A 12525-nucleotide genomic window follows, 5' to 3' on the forward strand; every position below is an offset into this window, starting at 1 on the left:
CCGCCTCGGGCCCATCCCGGCCCCGTCGCGGGTCCGTCACCGGGCGCGGGAGGAAGGTCGCCTCAGAGCCCGGCGAGGAAGACGAAGTACGAGGCCCCGAGGGTCAGCGCGACCGCGGCGGAGCAGAGCCGGTCGCAGCCGCGGCCCAGGGAGACGATCATCCCCGCCGCCAGGAGCACCGCGACCAGGGCGCCCCACGGCCAGAAGCCCGGGACGTGCCCCGCCGAGGCGGGCAGTGCCCTGTCGATGCCGCCGAGCAGGGCCACCCCGGCCGCGCCGCCCGCCGACAGGTCCCCCCAGCGGTCGTGGCGCCCGGCGAGGTAGGACAGGACGCCGATCGCCACGAGTTTCACGATCGTGAAATTGATCGCGGCACCGCCGGAGCCGAGGCTCGTCGGCCAGTCCATCGACGTGAAGCTTCCGGCCACCAGCATCGACAGGACGGTCCCGAACGTGGCCAGCACGCTGCAGAGCACCGCCCACCCGAGACCGGCCGCGGTCCGCCCCAGGACGACGACGAGCAGGACGTAGGCGTGGGGCTCGTAGAGGACGGCCGCGAGCACGGACTCGGTGGCGAGCACCGCTCCGATGCCACCGAGCAGCATGCCCGCGAAGAGCGACAGCACGATGTGCCGCAGAATGGCGCGATCCCGGCGGTCCCCTGCGACGAAGTCAAGGGTGTAGTTATGTTCAACCAAAGCCGCTGATCCCCCGATCGCATGTGCTCGTGGCCATGGGAAGTATATCTGACCTGCGACAACACATAGGGCCGGGCAAGTTTCACAAAGCAAACGAGCGCTTGGTTATGCTGGTGTCGTGACCCTTCCCTCACACTCGTCGCTCTGCCTGTCCGCAGAGCAGTCAGAGCTTCGCGACACCGTCCGCGCCTTTCTCGCCCGGCTCCCCGACGCCCCCTGGAGCCGGTTCGCCGGCGAGCTGGGCGTGGCGGGCCTGGCCGTCCCCGAGGAGTACGGCGGGGCCGGGTGCGGCCCGGCGGAGACGGCCGTGGTGTGCGAGGAGCTGGGCCGCGCGCTGTCGGCCCACCCCTACCTGCAGACCGCCGTGCTGGCCGTGGAGGCGATCACGGCGACCGGCGACCCGGCGGTCATGGCCCGGCTGCTCCCGGACCTGGCCGGCGGCTCCCTCACCGCGACCGTGCTGCTCCCCGACGACGCCGGGCTGACCCTGGAGGGTGACCTGCTGACCGGGACCGCCCGGGCGGTCCTGCCGGGAGAGCTGGTGCTCGCCCTCGTCGGCGGCACGCTGGTCGAGGCCGTCCCCTCCTCGCGCGTCCCGCTGCCCACCCTGGACCAGACCCGGCCGCTCGTCGCCCTCGCCTTCGACGCCGTTCCCGTCGTACGGCTGGGGGGAGGCGCGCCCGAGCGGGTCCGCGACGCGGGGGTCGCCGCCCTGGCCGCCGAGCAGGTGGGCGGGGCCGCCGCCTGCCTGGAGGCGGCGGTCTCCCACGCCCGGCAGCGCCACCAGTTCGGCCGCGCGATCGGCTCCTTCCAGGCCGTCAAGCACAAGCTGGCCGACATGCTCCTGCTGGTCGAGTCGGCCCGCTCCGCCGCGCTGGCCGCCGCGCGGGCCCCGGCCCCGGAGCTGCCCGTCCTGGCCGCGGTGGCCGGTTCGTACTGCACCGAGGCCTACCTGGGTGCCGCGGCCGAGAACATCCAGCTCCACGGCGGCACCGGCATCACCTGGGAGCACCCGGCGCACCGCTACTTCAAGCGGGCCACCTGCGACGCCTGGCTCTTCGGCCCGCCCCAGGCGCACCGCGCCCGGCTGGCGAGCGCGGCGGGCCTGTGAATCCCGTCCCCGCCCGTCCCGCCCGGGGTCGTCTTGTTGCCGTCCTGCCATGCTGGTAATCTCGCCAAGCGAGCGCTTGGTTAAGTGAGAGGTCGCGGGCAGGGGTCGGATGGACACGACGGAGGCGCGGATGACGTCCCTACGGATCAGCCTGGGATACGAGCTGGAGGTCCGCGGGCGCTCCCGCGAGGTCGAACAGCGGGCGTTCCGGAACGTGATCGACCAGGTGGTCCTCGGCGACCGGCTGGGGTTCGACACCGCGTGGTTCGTCGAGCACCACTTCACCCGCGGCTTCTCCCACTCCTCCGCCCCCGACCTGGTGCTGGCCGCCGCCTCCCAGCGCACCGAGCGGATCCACCTCGGCCTGGGCGTGGTGCTGCTGCCCTTCCAGTCGCCCATCCGCACGGCCGAACGCGTCGCGACCCTGGACGTCATCTCCGGCGGCCGGGTGGAGTTCGGCACCGGCCGGGGCGCCTCCCCCCTGGAGTACCAGGCGTTCCGGAAGCCCTTCGAGCAGTCCCGGCGGATCTGGGAGGACTCGCTGGAGGCCACCCTGGCCATCTGGAACGCCGACGGCGAGCCGATCAGCCGGTCGAACGAGTTCTTCGAGATCCCCGGCGTCGCGGTCTACCCCCGCCCCGTCCAGGTCCCGCACCCGCCGGTCTGGGTGGCCTCCACCTCCCTGGAGGGGTACCTGGCCGCCGCCAGGCACGGCTACAACCTGCTGGGCATGACGATGCTCAAGGGCATCGACGACGTCGCCGAGGACATCGCGAGCTACCGGCGCTGCCTGGAGGAGAACGGCTTCGACCCGGCCACCCGCCGGGTCGCGCTGATGATCCCGTGGTTCGTCGCCGAGACCAGGCAGCGGGCCTTCGAGCTCGCCGCCGACCCGGTCCTGTGGTACATCCGGCGCCAGGTCAACCTGGTCACCCCGCCCGACTACTACGACGCCCGGCACGCCACCCACAAGGTCCTGGGGCAGCTCGCGGCCGGGATGCCCCCCGAGGAGGCGATGGCCACGCTCCGCGAGCACCACATGGTCGTGGTGGACGACGTGGAGGGCTCCCGCAAGGCGGCCGCGCGCGTCGCCGAGGCCGGGGCCACCGACCTGATCCTGCAGGCGCAGGTGGGCGGCCTGGCCCACGAGCACGTCTGCGCCTCGATGAACCTCTTCATGACCGAGGTGATCCGTTGACCGCCGTCCCGGCCGAGCCCGCCGCCTGGCGGACGAGGGACGACCTCGCCGCCGCCGGTCGTACCGCGACCGGGCTCCTGCTGGTCTCCGCCGACGCCGGCAGCGTGGTCCCCGCCGCCCCGGACGCCCTGACGGCGGCCTACGGCGCCGCACTGGAGGCGGCGGGCGTGGGCGGCCGGGACCGGGTCGTGGCGGCGCTGTCGGGCGACGGCGAGCTGGCCGGCGCGCAGTGGGCGCGCGCCGCCGCCGAGGTCGCCGCTGCGGGCGCCTCGGTGGGCCCGCGGGGCAGGCTCAGGCTGCACCACGCGCTGGAGTCGCTGGCCGCCACGACGCTGGTGATCACACCGACCGGTGCCATGGACCTGCTGGCCAGGCTGCACCTGGAGTTCCTGCTCGACCCGCTGGACCTGGGCCTGCGGCATGTCGTCCTGACCGGGGAGATCGCCTCACGCGGCACGATGGCCCACCTGGCGACGGAGTTCGGCGCGACGGTGACGGAGGTCCACTGCTCGCCGTTCACCGCGGCGCCGCTGGGCCTGCGCTCCTCGGAGGCGGAGCCGCTGACCCTGCTCGTGCCCGGCTCCGTGGCCCTGGCCCCGCTGGACAAGGACGAGATCGCCGCCCCGCCCTACGGCGAGGGGCCGGCCGAGCTGGTCGTCGCCGGCGTGCGGCCCGGGGAGGTGGTGCGCACCGGCCAGGTGGCCCGGACGACCGGCGGGGACGCGATCCCCGCCCCCGCGCACACCGTCGGCGACCACGTGCTGGTACGCGGCGTGTGGGTGTCGCTGAACCGGATCCAGCGGGCGCTCGGCAGGATCGACGGCGTCTCCGGCTGGGAGCTGGGCGTGTCACGGCAGGGCACGCTCGACGCCGCCGTCCTGACGGTGACGTTCGGCCGGGAGAGCCTGGTCGCCAACCCCATGTGGAAGGCCCGCGTCCAGCAGGCGCTCAAGGCGCTCACCCCGGTCACGATCGCCGTCGAGATCTCCGGCCACGTCTCGGAGGCGGTCACCCCCGGCGTCGTGAACGACACCCGGGGCCACCACCTGGGCAGGGACCGCACGTCGGTCCCGCGCTGAACCGCCGGCCCACCGACCACCGACCCGCTGACCCGCTGACCTCCGAAAGGCGCGATCGGCATGGAAGTACCCGACTGGCGGACGATCCCCCGTATGCTCCGCGACCTGTCCCGCGACCACCCCTCGGACGTCGTCGTGGCCGACGGCGAGGTCCGGCTGACCCTCGCCGAGCTGCGCGACCGGGCGGGCCGGGTCGCCCGGGGCCTGATCGCGCTGGGCGTGCTGCCCGGCGACCGCGTCGCCGTGTGGGGCCCGAACGACGCCTCCTGGGTCGTCGCCGCGTTCGGCGTCTGGGACGCCGGGGCCGTGCTGGTGCCGCTGTCGTCGCGCTCCAAGGGCATCGAGGCCGCCGGGACGCTCCGCTCCACCGGGACGAGCGTGCTGATCATCGGTCACGGCCACGAGGGCACGGTCCTCGCCGGCCTGCTGGCCGAGGCCGCCGGAGGGACGGCCGCCGGGCTGCCCTTCGCCGGCCTGCCGGACCTGCGGCACGCGATCGTGCCCGAGGACTCGGCCCGGCCCGGCGCGGCGCTGCCCTCCCAGGTGCTCGCGGCCGGCTCCCTGGTCACTCCCGCGGAGGCCGAGGAGCGCGCGCTGGCCGTGCGGCCGGACGACCTGTGCGAGATCATCTCGACCTCGGGCACCACCGGGACGCCCAAGGGCGTGATGCTCGAACACGGCCCGATGCTGCGCGGGTACTGGGACTGGGCGGAGATCGTCACACTCGGTCCCGGGGACCGCTATCCGGTGATCGCCCCGTTCGCGCACGGCTTCGGGCTCAACGCCGGGTTGCTGGCCTCGGTCATGCGCAGGGCCACGATGATGCCGATCAGGGCGTTCGGCCCCGAACTGCTGGAGGACCTGATCCGCGACGGCGGGATCACGATCCTGGCCGGGCCCCCGACACTGTTCCACCGGCTCCTCCAGGAGACCGGGATCGGCGGGCACTCGCTGCGGGTGGCCATCTGCGGGGCCGCCTCGGTCCCGCCCGAGCTGGTGCGCAGGCTGCTGGAACGGCTCGGCCTGGAACGCATGATCAACGCGTACGGGCTGATGGAGGGCACGGTCGTCTCCATGACCAGGGCGGAGGATCCGCCGGAGGTCGTCGCCTCCAGCACCGGCCGTCCCGTACCGGGCGTGGAGGTCGTGATCGTCGACGACGAGGGCCGGGCGGTGCCGTGCGGCGAGCGCGGGGAGGTGCTCGTCCGCGGGTACGGGGTGATGCGCGGCTACTGGGACGATCCCGGCAGGACGGCCGAGGTGGTCAGGGACGGATGGCTGCACACCGGCGACGTCGGCGTCCTCGACGCCCGCGGCGACCTCGCGATCGTGGACCGCAAGAAGGAGCTCTTCATCACCGGGGGCTTCAACGTCTCCCCCGCCGAGGTGGAGGGACTCCTGCTGCGGGAGGGCTCGCTGTCGCAGGCGGCGGTCGTCGGGGTGCCCGACGAGCGGATGGGCGAGGTCGGCTGCGCCTTCGTCGTGCCGAGGCAGGGGGCGGCGGTCGAACCGGAGAGGATCATCGCCTGGGCCAGGGACAACATGTCCGGCTACAAGGCGCCCAGGCGGGTGGTCGTGGTCGAGTCCCTGCCCGTCAACACCAACGGGAAGATCGACAAGCAGGTCCTGCGCGCCCGCGCCGGGACCCGCCCCCGCTGACACCGGCGCGGCACGCGGGCGGTGCGGACGCGCGCGGACGGTACATCGTGGTTCCGCTGGTGAGGGTCCCCGCCTCGGGGCGGTGCGAACGCGCGCGGACGGTACGGCATCCGTCGGTGTGACGGCGGCCGGTAACGACGGGTGGTGTCGCGTGCGAACGGATCGGGTCGGCGCGCGAGCCTGGCGGGTACCCCGCCCGCTGATACAGAATCGGACGGAGATCGTGTTCACGACGGCCGGGCCCTGGGAGACGACATGTCACTGCGAGTCGCGATTATCGGGTCGGGGCCCGCCGGGATCTACACGGCCGAGGCGCTGACGAAACAGGCGGTCGTGCCCCTCGAGGTGGACGTGCTGGAACGGCTGCCGACCCCGTACGGGCTGGTCCGGTACGGCGTCGCGCCCGACCACACCTCGATCAAGTCGATCGCCGGCTACCTGCGCGGCGTGCTGGAGTCGCCGCAGGTGCGCTTCCTGGGCGGTGTCGAGCTCGGCAAGGACGTCGACGTCGCCGACCTGCTCGACTGCTACGACGCGGTGGTCTACTGCACCGGCGCGATGCTGGACCGGCGGATGGACATCCCCGGCGAGGACCTGCCCGGCAGCGTGGCCGCCACCGACTTCGTCAACTGGTACTGCGGCCACCCCGACATGCCCGCCGACCGGTTCGTCCTGGACAGCCCCGAGGTCGCGGTGATCGGCGTGGGCAACGTGGCCGTCGACGTGGTGCGCATCCTGGCCAAGACCGCCGACGAGCTGCGTGCCACCGACGTCCCCGAGGACGTGCTGACCCGGCTGGCCGCCAGCGAGGTGAAGGTCGTCCACATGATCGGCCGTCGCGGCCCCGAGCACGCCAAGTTCACCCTGAAGGAGCTCAGGGAGCTGGGCGAGCTCGCCAACGCGGACGTGCGGGTGCGGCGCGAGGAGTCGGTCGCGGACGTCTCGGCCGCGTCCCGGCAGATCCGCGGGAACGTCGAGGTGCTGCAGAGCTGGGCGGCCCGCGGCCTGACGGGCCGCCCCCGGCGGCTGGAGGTGCGGTTCTGGATGCGCCCGGTGGAGATCCTCGGCGAGGAGCGGGTGGAGGCGCTCCGGCTGGAGCGGACCCGGCTGGTGGACGGCCGGGTGACCGGCACCGGTGAGTTCGAGACCCTCCCGGTGGGCATGGTGCTGCGCTCGGTCGGCTACCGGAGCGTCCCGCTGCCCGGCGTCCCCTTCTCCGAGACCACCATGACCGTGCCGAACGAGGCCGGCCGGGTCCGCGACCGCGAGTACGTGGCGGGCTGGCTCAAACGCGGCCCGACCGGGGTGATCGGCACCAACAAGTCCGACGCCGCCGAGACGGTCCGCACCCTGCTGTCCGACCTCTCCGACCGGTACGGCGGGTCCGACCCGTCCGCCCCCTCCGCCCCGGCCGGCCCCTCCGGCCGCGAACCGGCGCGCCGGGCGAAGCTGGACGACCTGCTGGCCGCCCGCGGGGTCACGCCGGTCACCTACGAGCACTGGCTCTCCATCGAGGCGGCCGAGGTGGCCCTGGCCCGGTCCCTCGACCGGGGCGAGCGGGTCAAGCTCCTCGGGCTCGCGGCCATGCGCACCGCCTACGACCACTGACGGGGCGGGCACCGCTCCGGCAGTCTCGCCCACCGCGGGACGGCGGCGATCCTCACCCGGAGAGCCCGTCGCGGGACGGCGGCGTCCCTCCCCCGGAGAGCCCGTCGCGGGACGGCGGCGATCCCCCTTCGGGAGAGCCCGCCGCGGGCCGCTAGGGTGCGTCCGGACCGGCGGGATCGACCTCGGCCGGTACGAACGGACCGGCCCCGGCCGGTACGAGCAGGAGGAGCACCAGCATGCGCGTCACGCTCGCCGACCCGTCCGCCCTGATCCCCGGCTTCGAGCGGACCCATCGCGAGCAGTCCGCGCTGTACCCGTACCGTCCGGCGGGCCGGCAGCCGGTGCACACCGTCTACGTCCCGGCGGACCGGTTCGACGCCGGGACGGTGCGCGCCTGGGGCGACGCCGCGCTGGAGCTGTTCGGACGGCACCTGCCGGAGGGCGAGCTGGCGGCGATCCTCGCCCCGGTCCTCGCCCCCGCCCCCGGCACGGGTCCCGGGACCGCCTTCGGGAGCGCCGCCGTCTCCGGCGCGGTTCCGGGTGCGGCCGCGGACCTCGCCGGGGCCGTGCACGCGCGGGTGGCCGCCAAGCTGGAGCGGGAGCCCGTCGAGGACCTGCGGATCGACTTCGAGGACGGCTACGGCGTGCGTCCCGGCGAGGAGGACGGCCATGCCTCGGCCGCCGCCGAGGCGGTCGCGGCCATGTACGCGGACGGGACGCTCCCCGGCCGCTGGGGGCTGCGGGTGAAGTCGTTCGCCGACGGTGACCCGCTCCGCGCCGTCAGGACGCTGGACGGCCTCCTCACCGGCGTCGTGGAGCGGGCCGGGTTCCTGCCCGAGGGGTTCGTCGTCACCTTCCCCAAGGTCCTGATGAGGGACTACCTGCACCAGTTCGCCGACTGCCTGGAGGCGCTGGAGGACGGGCTCGGCCTCGGGCGGGGAAGGTTGCGGTTCGAGATCCAGGTGGAGGCGCCGCAGACGGTACGGTTCCTCGACGCCGAACTCGTCACCTCCCTGGAGGGCAGGCTGTCCGCGGCGCACTTCGGCGTCTTCGACTACACCGCGAGCTGCGGCCTGCCCCCGCACGAGCAGCGGCTTGACCACCCGGCCTGCGACCACGCCCGCCACGTCATGCAGACCGTCTTCGCCGGGACCGGGGTGGAGCTCTCCGACGGCTCGCTGGCCGCCGCCCCCGCCTCGGACGACGGGCACGCGGTACGCGACCTGTGGCGGCGCCACGCGGCGCTGGTCGGGCACTCCCTGGCGCACGGTTTCTTCCAGGGGTGGGACATGCACCCCTCCCACCTGGTCAGCCGGTACGCCGCGGTCTACGCCTTCCACCTGTCCCGCTACGACGAGTACACCGGCCGGGTACGGGCCTGGGAGGAGCGGCGCGACGCCGGTGGAGGGGTGATGGACGAACCCGCCACGGTCAGGACGATGGCCGCCGCCCTCCGCCGCGCCGACCTGGCGCTGGGCGACACCCCGTCCCCGGGCCCTGCCTGACCGCCGAGGATCAGTCGATCATGGCGCGCCACTCGCGGACCCGGCGGACCTCGACCGGGTCCAGCCAGGAGGCCCGCACGGCGCTGCCGACATGGAAGGCGCGCACGCCGTACTCCAGCAGCGTCCTGACGTAGCGCGGGCGCAGCCCGCCGCCCGCGATGATCAGCGGGCCGTCACCGGCCTCGCACCGGGTCTTGATCGCCGAGAGCCCGTACCCGATGCCGCCGGGGGCGCCCGCGGTGAGGACGGTGGCGAGGTTGGGCAGCAGGCGGACGGCCCGCCAGCTCGCCTGGGTGTCGGCGGCGTGGTCCACCGCCCGGTGGAAGGTCCAGGGCAGCGGTGCCACCGCGTGGATGAGCGCCTCGGTGGCGGCCAGGTCGACCGCCCCCGCCTGGTCGAGGAAGCCGAACACGAACCCGGCCGCGCCCGCGTCGGCGAGGGCCCTGGCCTCACGGCTCAGGGCCTTCAGCGACTCGGGCGTGGCCAGGAACGAGGCCTCCCCGCGCAACATCACCATCTGCGGAAGCGCGGACTCCTTGGCGATCGCCGCGACCGTCTCCGCCGCCGGGGTGAGCCCGTCCGAGGCCATGTCCGCGACGACCTCCAGACGGTCGGCGCCGCCGGCTTCGGCCGCGACGGCGTCACGCACGTTGAGCGTGATCACCTCAAGCAAGGATCCGGTCATGAATGGAGGCTATCCGATGGTTTTGTCCTGGATCGCCCTGGTTCAGACGTGCTCGGGGGTGGACACCCCGCGACGGTCCGAGAAGGGCAGCCCGAGACCGGAAGCGTTGCCACGCAGACCCCCCAGCCGCTGGAACAGGGCGCCGGACGCGCGGTGCGGCAGGTCGACCGTGCGGAGGTGCGTGAAACGCTGCCCCCGATAGTAGTCCTGCAGCCCCGCGTTGTCCTTGGAGCAGTCAAGACGGAGCCATCTTTTTCCCATGGACAGGACCCGCAGACCCGCCCAGTCCAGGAGCGACTCCCCGAGTCCCCTGCCGGAGTGGCCGCGCGCCACCGCCAGCTTGTGGACGTAGAGCGCCGCCCCGGGGTCGTCGGCGGACGTCCAGAACTCCGGGTCGGCGTGACCGTCCAGCGCGAGGGTGGCGGCCGGTCCGTCCTGCCCCTCCAGCAGGTACAGGGTCCCCTCGTCGATCAGGGGGGTGATGCGCCCGGCGGGGAAGCCCCCCGCGGGCCACTGCCGCACGCCGCGGCGGTTCAGCCAGGCGGCGGTCTCGGCGAGGAGCGCGAGCACCCCGTCGAGGTCGCCGTCGGCGGCCCGGCGCAGCGTGAGCGGACGCGCGGTGATGAGACCGGCGGTGTTCGAGTGCATGATTCATCCCTTCGTTGCGATCGGTGCACGATTCGACACGGAGCGTGTCCGGATGACGGCGCACGGCATCCGTGCCGGTCCAGGCGAATGCCTAGAGGCTTGGGGTGAGCGGCGGGACCCCGTGGCGCGGCCGGGTCCCACGGTGCGACCGGGTCCCGTGACACGGTCCGGCCCCGTGACGCGACCGGGTCCCGGGAGGCGGGCAGGTCCCGGGAGGCGGGCAGGTCCCGGGAGGCGGGCAGGTCCCGGGAGGCGGGCAGGTCCCGGGAGGCGGGCATGCCTCGAAAAGCGGCCGGGTTCCGGGAAGCGGACAGGTCCCGGGAGGCGGGCAGGTCCCGGGAGGCCGGGACGTCGCCGGGAGAGGAAGGCCCGAGGAGCGCGGGGGGACCACGCGGAGCGTGCGAGACGCGCGGGGGGAGACGGTCGCGGGGAGGGGTGGGTGACCTCCCGCCGCCCGGCGGACACGCCCCGGTGGACGCCCACCTCGCGGGCGAGACCGGGGACGGCCCGTCAGGGCGGTCACGGAGACGTCAACGGCTTTCCAGCTCGTACCTGATCAGGTGCTTGTCCGCCGGCAGGACGGACACCGCCACCCGTACGGGGGTGTCCTCCTCGTCGTAGCCGACCCGGACGTAGACGACGACCGGCGTGCCGAGCTGGAGCTGCAGCCGTTCGGTCTCGGCGCTGTTGGGCATCCGCGCCCAGATGTCGTCCACCACCCGCACCTGCCGGTGGCCGAGCTCCTCGAGGACCTTGTTCGCCCCCCGCATGATGTCGCCGGGCCGGGCGATCTCCGAGTCCGCGACCAGCGTGAGCGGGAAGTAGGAGTCGTTGGTGTTGTACGGCTGGCCGTCCACGAAACGCAGCCGGCGGCGGACCACGGCGAGCTCCTCGTCGGCGAGCTCCAGCCTGCTGGCGACCTCCTCGACCGGCTCCACGATCGAGACCTCGATCTCCTGGCTCGGCAGACGCCCCTCCTGGGAGACCGCCCACGCGAAGGCCTCGCGGTACTCCCCTGGCGGCCGGGCCCGTTCGGGCCGGGGCTGGAGCTCGCGCTGAGGGTGCATGAGCAGCGGGCGGCGCTCCCGCACCACGGTGCCCCGGCGCGGGGTGCGGGTGACCAGGCCCTCGTTCACCAGCTCGCCGAGGGCCAGCCGTACGGTGTTGCGGCTCACCCGGTGGACGGTCATGAGTTCCGCCTCGGTCGGCAGCTGATCCCCTGGCCCGAGCGCACCGGAGTAGATGGTCCTCCGGAGGTCGGAGGCCACCAGTTGATACAGCGTTGACCGCGCCATTAAGTCCCCTTTGTGCCAACAAAACTAGACGATCTGGTTCTAGCGGGGAACAAGCCCCTTGACCCAACCTCCCATTACCCGCATCATCCAATCGTTGGTACAAATCCATCGAAAGGTCAGCGAGGGGGTGGAGGCCGGTGCTGTCGGTCCACACGGGTACACCGTTCCTGCCCTGGCGTGATCCCCGCGAGGCGACACGTCTCCTGCGTTACGCGTTGCACCGCCAGGGATTCACGCACACCTACCAGAGCAACGCCAACGGGATGTCCGTGCTCTCGGTGCTGACCGATCTGACCGTCTGGTGCAAGAACGGGATGTTCGTCTGGAACGAGGACGGCCACGAGTCGTCCCACCCGGCGGACGACCCGGTGGGTGCGGCCCGGCTCATCTCACGGCACTACCGGTCCCCCGCACCCGACGAGGACCACGCGGAGGAGGAGGCGGACCTCGCGGCCCGCGCCTTCACCGCCACAGACTCCGAGCGCGACTAGGAGCTGTTCGAGGTTCGGATCTACGTGAGGTCCGGTAGTGGGCTGGTCGTGGCTGGTAGAACTCGGACGTGGCGCGCTTTGATGTGACAGATGCCGAGTGGGCGTTGATCGAGCCGTATCTGCCGGTGGCGGCTACCGGGCCGCTTCCTCGGCGGGTGCGTGATCAGTTCAACGGGATCTTGTGGCGGTTTCGCACTGGATCCGGTTGGCGTGACGTGCCGGAACGCTATGGGCCGTGGTCCACGCTCTACTCCCGGTTCAACAGCTGGGCCAAGGCCGGGGTGTTTCAAGATCTGATGGACGAGCTGATTGCCGAGGCCGCCTTGCGCGGGCAGGTCGGGCTGGAGGTGGTCAGCGTCGACTCCACGATCGTGCGGGCGCATCAGGAGTCGGCCGGGCTGGCGGTGGCCGGGGAGACCTTGGATGCGCTGGAGCAGGCGTTGACCGAGGAAAAGGGGGCTCCGCTGGCGGAGCAGCCGCCGGTGTTGCGGGTGATGCGCCGCAGGTCACACCCGACGCGGCCAGCGCGGGCCACGCGGACGCGTCGT

12 protein-coding genes are annotated in these 12525 nt (G+C 73.2%); 8 read left to right on the forward strand and 4 right to left on the reverse strand.

The features are described 5' to 3' along the window. Positions 1–62: 62 nt before the first annotated feature. A complete protein-coding gene (locus ACLQ2R_RS12685; protein ID WP_425959654.1) occupies positions 63–698 on the reverse strand; it encodes a hypothetical protein in 636 nt (211 codons plus the stop codon). A gap of 118 nt (positions 699–816) precedes the next feature. On the opposite strand from ACLQ2R_RS12685, the gene ACLQ2R_RS12690 reads away from it, so the two are divergent. The 6 genes from ACLQ2R_RS12690 (at position 817) to ACLQ2R_RS12715 (ending at position 8858) form a co-directional block, all read left to right on the forward strand. Continuing rightward, positions 817–1809 (forward strand): acyl-CoA dehydrogenase family protein, encoded by a 993-nt coding sequence (locus ACLQ2R_RS12690; RefSeq protein ID WP_425959655.1) that lies wholly within the window; start codon positions 817–819, stop codon positions 1807–1809. A gap of 130 nt (positions 1810–1939) precedes the next feature. Further along, on the forward strand, positions 1940–3007 hold the full coding sequence (locus ACLQ2R_RS12695) for an LLM class flavin-dependent oxidoreductase (protein WP_425959656.1): 1068 nt from the start codon (positions 1940–1942) through the stop codon (positions 3005–3007). Further along, positions 3004–4086 (forward strand): hypothetical protein, encoded by a 1083-nt coding sequence (locus tag ACLQ2R_RS12700; protein ID WP_425959657.1) that lies wholly within the window; start codon positions 3004–3006, stop codon positions 4084–4086. Before ACLQ2R_RS12695 ends, ACLQ2R_RS12700 begins: the two co-directional genes overlap by 4 nt. A 60-nt stretch (positions 4087–4146) precedes the next feature. Beyond that, positions 4147–5745 carry an AMP-binding protein gene (locus ACLQ2R_RS12705; protein WP_425959658.1) on the forward strand — a complete coding sequence of 533 codons (1599 nt, stop codon included), beginning with the start codon at positions 4147–4149 and terminating at the stop codon, positions 5743–5745. Positions 5746–6000: 255 nt separating this feature from the next. Further along, entirely contained in the window at positions 6001–7353 is a 1353-nt protein-coding gene (locus ACLQ2R_RS12710; RefSeq protein WP_425959659.1) for an FAD-dependent oxidoreductase, read from the forward strand. A gap of 236 nt (positions 7354–7589) precedes the next feature. Then, on the forward strand, positions 7590–8858 hold the full coding sequence (locus ACLQ2R_RS12715; RefSeq protein WP_425959660.1) for a DUF6986 family protein: 1269 nt from the start codon (positions 7590–7592) through the stop codon (positions 8856–8858). 10 nt (positions 8859–8868) lie between these two features. On the opposite strand, the gene ACLQ2R_RS12720 is transcribed toward ACLQ2R_RS12715, so the two are convergent. From ACLQ2R_RS12720 to ACLQ2R_RS12730, 3 genes are all read right to left on the reverse strand, one after another. Next, positions 8869–9543: a copper homeostasis protein CutC gene (locus ACLQ2R_RS12720; protein WP_425959661.1), complete on the reverse strand. Its 675-nt coding sequence runs from the start codon at positions 9541–9543 to the stop codon at positions 8869–8871. Positions 9544–9585: 42 nt separating this feature from the next. Further along, positions 9586–10191 (reverse strand): GNAT family N-acetyltransferase, encoded by a 606-nt coding sequence (locus ACLQ2R_RS12725; protein ID WP_425959662.1) that lies wholly within the window; start codon positions 10189–10191, stop codon positions 9586–9588. 530 nt (positions 10192–10721) lie between these two features. Next, entirely contained in the window at positions 10722–11486 is a 765-nt protein-coding gene (locus ACLQ2R_RS12730; protein WP_425959663.1) for a GntR family transcriptional regulator, read from the reverse strand. A gap of 137 nt (positions 11487–11623) precedes the next feature. Here ACLQ2R_RS12730 and ACLQ2R_RS12735 point away from each other — a divergent pair, with 137 nt between their 5' ends. Together ACLQ2R_RS12735 and ACLQ2R_RS12740 are read left to right on the forward strand one after the other, a co-directional pair. Next, positions 11624–11977: a hypothetical protein gene (locus ACLQ2R_RS12735; protein WP_425959664.1), complete on the forward strand. Its 354-nt coding sequence runs from the start codon at positions 11624–11626 to the stop codon at positions 11975–11977. Between the two features lie 68 nt (positions 11978–12045). Beyond that, positions 12046–12525 (forward strand): IS5 family transposase (locus tag ACLQ2R_RS12740; RefSeq protein WP_425959665.1); only part of this gene is annotated, 480 nt, incomplete at its 3' end.

This window comes from Streptosporangium sp. DT93, assembly GCF_049844535.1.
In the GTDB taxonomy this organism is placed as follows: Bacteria; Actinomycetota; Actinomycetes; order Streptosporangiales; family Streptosporangiaceae; genus Streptosporangium.

Coding starts and splice junctions, on each gene's coding strand:
- ACLQ2R_RS12705 (WP_425959658.1), top strand. CDS start 4,147: ATGGAAGTACCCGACTGGCGGACGATCCCCCGTATGCTCCGCGACCTG.
- ACLQ2R_RS12695 (WP_425959656.1), top strand. CDS start 1,940: ATGACGTCCCTACGGATCAGCCTGGGATACGAGCTGGAGGTCCGCGGG.
- ACLQ2R_RS12730 (WP_425959663.1), bottom strand. CDS start 11,486: ATGGCGCGGTCAACGCTGTATCAACTGGTGGCCTCCGACCTCCGGAGG.
- ACLQ2R_RS12710 (WP_425959659.1), top strand. CDS start 6,001: ATGTCACTGCGAGTCGCGATTATCGGGTCGGGGCCCGCCGGGATCTAC.
- ACLQ2R_RS12725 (WP_425959662.1), bottom strand. CDS start 10,191: ATGCACTCGAACACCGCCGGTCTCATCACCGCGCGTCCGCTCACGCTG.
- ACLQ2R_RS12715 (WP_425959660.1), top strand. CDS start 7,590: ATGCGCGTCACGCTCGCCGACCCGTCCGCCCTGATCCCCGGCTTCGAG.
- ACLQ2R_RS12720 (WP_425959661.1), bottom strand. CDS start 9,543: ATGACCGGATCCTTGCTTGAGGTGATCACGCTCAACGTGCGTGACGCC.